The sequence below is a fragment of the Thiohalocapsa sp. genome (assembly GCF_019695415.1).
Classification (GTDB): domain Bacteria; phylum Pseudomonadota; class Gammaproteobacteria; order Chromatiales; family Chromatiaceae; genus Thiohalocapsa.
On the sequence record NZ_JAIFKJ010000658.1, the window covers coordinates 1 to 4803 of the forward strand.

At 66.5% G+C, this 4803-nt stretch carries 2 protein-coding genes and 2 pseudogenes; 3 read left to right on the top strand and 1 reads right to left on the bottom strand.

The window, feature by feature from the left end:
* Positions 1–202: 202 nt before the first annotated feature.
* Positions 203–415, bottom strand: a complete 213-nt coding sequence (locus I6U14_RS17955; protein WP_296901224.1) for a type II toxin-antitoxin system HicB family antitoxin — start codon at positions 413–415, stop codon at positions 203–205.
* Positions 416–1587: 1172 nt separating this feature from the next.
* On the opposite strand from I6U14_RS17955, the gene I6U14_RS17960 reads away from it, so the two are divergent.
* The 3 genes and pseudogenes from I6U14_RS17960 to I6U14_RS17970 all read left to right on the top strand — a co-directional run.
* The gene (locus tag I6U14_RS17960; protein ID WP_296901220.1) at positions 1588–2040 is read left to right on the top strand and encodes a YbhB/YbcL family Raf kinase inhibitor-like protein; all 453 of its coding nucleotides are present in this window, start codon (positions 1588–1590) and stop codon (positions 2038–2040) included.
* A 26-nt stretch (positions 2041–2066) separates the two neighbouring features.
* Positions 2067–4469 (top strand): annotated as a pseudogene (locus I6U14_RS17965) (glycoside hydrolase family 65 protein); the annotation flags it as partial.
* A gap of 128 nt (positions 4470–4597) precedes the next feature.
* Positions 4598–4803 (top strand): annotated as a pseudogene (locus I6U14_RS17970) (F0F1 ATP synthase subunit beta); the annotation flags it as partial.

Here is a 4803-nt window from a genome sequence, read left to right on the forward strand (position 1 = left end):
CCGGCTCCGTCTGATTTTTGGGCAGGATGCCCAATAAATCAGCATCTCCTTAGCACGTCTTGAAGCGAGACTTTGTGCGTATCCTCCGAGGGCTGACCGTCAAGGCTGGCCCGCCAGCCCCTGTGTCAGACTAGTTGCCGCGCCGGAAGCGAAGCGACGGCGCGGCAAGGGGCGGTCGGGCCGAGCCGATTGTTGGGCGAGGTTATGCCGCCACGTCAACAGTCTCGAAGACGCTGGTAGGCCGAGGAATCTCCTCGCCACGTCTTCTAAGATCTTCCATGTGCAGTTCGATTGCTTCCGTTATGAGCTCAAGCGCCTCTGCTTTCGTTTCGCCCGCAGCAATGCACCCTGGAAGGTCTGGCACATATGCACCAACGCTCGCTGGACCTTGTTCTAGTATCACGGTGTAGCGCACTTGGATGTACCTCATTTCAGACCGGCTTGTTTGAGGGCATTGTTCAAGGTGCCCGGCGGCGGAGATCACGGCGTTCTTTCCTCGGTACGCACGTGACAATCAATTAACCGATTGGCAGTTTCGCCAAACCGTGGATGCGCTGCAACCATTGCTGGTTGACCTGGCGCGATCGGCTGGTACGCGTGACGTTGATTGGGCGTCTCTGCGTGCGTGTGGTCGAGCGCTGGAGGCGACGCATCCCACCCGGGCAGCCGCGATGTCGCCGGAGGCGGCGGTGGGCAGCTCTGTGGGCAACGGCGCTGGCAGCGCGAGGGTCTCGATGCCCGGGCGCCGGATGGTCCGGTCGCGGGACCGGCGGAGCTAGTGGCCCAGCGGGGGCCGGACGCTCTCGGCTTGGGGGCACCGATTCATCGGCCATCCTGCCCAATAAATCAGCACCTCCCAAGCGATTCTGATCGATGCGCTGACACCGATGGCTTAACAGATCTTCTGCCTCGGGACCGACAATTGGGGGATGTCAGTCATCCTGCCTCTCCTGAAGACGGGCGATCACGGACCGCGGTGCACCCTGGTCGGTGGACTTGCGCCGGTAGCGGCTCAAAACCACCACCCTGGAGCGGATCGGAGGCCGGCCGGATGCGGCCGCAGGATAATGTACATCCGCAAGCGCCGCGTCACGCAGACGACACAAGAAGAAGATGTCTCGCGCAGAGACGCAACGGCGCAGAGAAGAAGAGAAAGAGCGGAGAAGCGCACTGGGCACATCGAGCAACACTCTTTCTTCCTTGGCGTCTCTGCGTCTCTGCGCGAGCGTCTTCTTTTCGTCCTTCTGGCCGAGCCTTGTCTTGCCACATCGAAACGGGTTTCGTCATCACGTCACGGCCGCACCCGGCCGGCTCGCGGCCGTCGGGCGCCATGCCGGCGGTGATCGCGACGATCTGCGCAGATGGCCCCGGATTTGCTCGGAGTTTGTTGAAGAAACCATTGGGCAGGCAGATCGCCTGCGCGCGTGGCGCCGGCGCGCGGGTGGCCGGTCAGGTCCAATCAGGTCAGGCCGAGTAGGCGCAGAGCCCGCGGCGTATCATCAGCCGGATCTCCACCGCCAGACAGTCAAGCCCGGGCAGCCAAACCTGTGCAGCCGAACCTGTGCAGCCGAGTCAGGAGCCGACGCCATGAAGCTGACATCACCCGCCTTCGCCACCGGTACGTCCATCCCTCAGCGCTATGCCAAGCTCGGCGCCAACGATCAGCCGGAGCTCATCATCACCGGCGTGCCGGAGGGCACGGTAGAGCTGGCGGTGATCTGCCACGACCCGGATGCACCCAGGCCCGCCGGCTTCACGCACTGGACGCTATACGGTATCCCAGCGGACACGCAGCAGATCCCGATGAACGGAGAGGATGCGTTCCGTCCGGGGCCGAACGACTACGGCGACATCGGCTGGGGCGGACCACAGCCGCCGGAAGCACACGGCCCGCACCACTATTACTTTTGGCTGTATGCGCTGGACACGGCCGTGGACGGTACGCCCGACCGCGACAGCTTCCTGCGCAAGTACGCGGCAAACGTCATCGCGCAAAGCCGCATCGTCGGGATCTACGAGAACCCGGGGCCCGGGACATGAGTGAATGGCATTGGCATTACGATGCCTATGATCCTGACCAGGAGCGCCTGCGGGAGGCACTCTGCACACTGGGCAACGGGTACTTCGCCACCCGCGGCGCGGCGCCCGAGTCCGACGCATCCGAGCACCATTACCCCGGCACTTACCTCGCCGGCGGCTACAACCGTGCCGAGAGCGATGTGCAGGGCCGCATGGTCGAGAACGAGGACCTGGTCAACCTGCCCAACTGGCTGGTGCTCAGGCTCGCCTTCGACGATGGCAGCCGTTTCTCGCTGGACGACGTGGAAATCCTGTCCTTCGAGCAGTCACTGGACATGCGCCGGGGCGTCCTGACACGCGATGTCCGCTTCCGCGATGCCAAGGGCCGGACCACGGAGCTGCGCCAGCGCCGGCTGGTGCACATGGCGCTGCACCACCTGGCGGCACTGGAGACCACGCTCACGGCCGTCGACTGGTCCGGCGCCGTCACGATCGAAAGCGCCCTGGACGGCAGCGTCCAGAACAACGGCGGCGAGCGCGACCAGGGGCTGACGGGCCGCCATCTCGAGCCGCTCGGCACCGACGCCGTCGGCGAGGATGGACTCTGGCTCAAGGTGCGCACGCGCCAGTCGCGCCTGGAGCTCGCGCTCGCCGCCCGCACCCAGCTCTTCCACCACGACCAGCGGCTGGAGGCTGCGCCGAGCCTGACGCAGCATGAGGACTACATCGGCCAGCGTTTCGACCTGCAGCTCGATGCCGGTCAGCCGGTGGTGATCGAGAAAATCGTCGCGCTCTACACCTCCCGAGACGCAGCGATCAGCGAATGCGGGCTCGAGGCGCGCAAGGCCGCGGCGGAAGCGCCCCGTTTCGACGCCCTGCTGGCGAGCAGCGCGCTCATGTGGCGCCAGCTCTGGCGCCGCTTCGATCTGGAGCTGACCCTGACCGACGACGACGACGGGCGCACGGCGGCCATCCTGCACCTGCATCTGTTCCACCTGCTGGTGACCGCGGGGCCGCGCGTCATGGACCTGGATGTCGGCGTGCCGGCCCGTGGGCTGCACGGGGAGGCCTACCGCGGGCACATCTTCTGGGACGAGCTGTTCATCTTCCCGACCCTGGACCTGCGCCTGCCGGAGATCACCCGCTCGCTGCTGCTGTACCGGTGGCGGCGCCTGGATGCCGCCCGCGCGGCAGCGCGGGAGGCCGGCTACCGCGGCGCCATGTACCCCTGGCAGTCCGGCAGCAATGGCCGCGAGGAGAGCCAGCGGCTGCACCTGAATCCGCGCTCAGGGCACTGGACGCCGGACGAGACGCACCTGCAGCGCCACGTCAACTCGGCCATCGCCTATAACCTCTGGCAGTACTACCAGACCAGCGGGGATCGGGAGTTCCTGTCCTTCTTCGGCGCGGAGATGCTGCTCGAGATCGCCCGCTTCTGGGCCAGCAAGGCCGAGCTCAGCCAGACCCTCGGCCGCTACGAGATCAAAGGCGTCGTCGGCCCCGACGAATTCCACACCCGCTACCCGCACCGGAGCGAGCCCGGCCTCGACAACCACGCCTATACAACGGTGATGGCGGCCTGGGTGCTCTGCCGCGCGCTGGAGCTGCCGCAGCACCTGCCGCGGGAGCGGTGGGACGAGCTCGTCGAGCAGCTCGCCATCACGCCGGAAGAGCTCGACCACTGGGATGCCGTGAGCCGCAAGCTGCGCATTTGCTTTCATGGCGACGGCATCATCAGCCAGTTCGAGGGCTTCGAGCAGCTCGAAGAGCTGGACTGGGAGCATTACCGCAACCAGTACGGGGACATCCAGCGCCTGGACCGCATTCTCGAAGCCGAAGGCGACTCGCCGAACCACTACCAGGCCACCAAGCAGGCGGATGTGCTGATGCTGTTCTTCCTGCTCTCCGCGGAGGCACTGGAGCGGCTGTTCGAGCGCCTCGGCTACGACTTCGACCCGGACATGATCCCGCGCAACGTCGCCTACTACGGCGCGCGCACCAGCCATGGCTCCACACTGAGCCGCGTCGTCGACGCCTGGGTGCTGGCACGCTCGGACCGCCCGCGCTCCTGGCAGCTCTTCACCGAGGCCATCGAGAGCGACGTCGCCGACATCCAGGGCGGCACGACGTCGGAGGGCATTCATCTGGGCGCCATGGCTGGTACAGTCGACCTGATGCAGCGCTGCTACACCGGCATCGAGATACGCGACGGCCGGTTGTGGCTGAATCCGCAACTGCCCGAGGAGCTCGCACGGCTGCGCATCCGCTTGCGCTTCCGCGGTCAGACCCTCGCGCTCGACATCAGTCGGTCGGAGCTGAACATCCGTGCCGTCTCGGCACACCTGGGCGCGATTCGTCTGCAGGTTGGCGAGCGCACCCTGACGCTGCAGCCGGGCGATACGCATGTCCTGTCCATCGAGGACATGCCCGCGGCCGTGGCAGGCCCGTGACAGCTTTGGTTCTTATGCCGTCGCCAGCGCAGGCCAACATCATGCACTCGCCTCCGGAGACGTCATCCCGGCAGCCTTCGTCCCCGCAGCCGTCCTCCCAGGCGCCATCGCAAGCCCATAGGGGCCGCGTGATCTCGGTCCGCGGCAGCGTCGTCGACGTCCGCTTCCCGCCGCCGCTGCCGGTGCGCAATCAGGCACTGCGGCCAGGTCCTGACGACGAGATGGTGCTGGAGGTTGCGAGCCTGCTGGATCGCGAGCGGGTGCGCTGCATCGCCCTCCCCCCCCACCGCGGCCTTGCCCGTGGCCTGCGCGCGGTCACCCCCGGCGGGCCGCC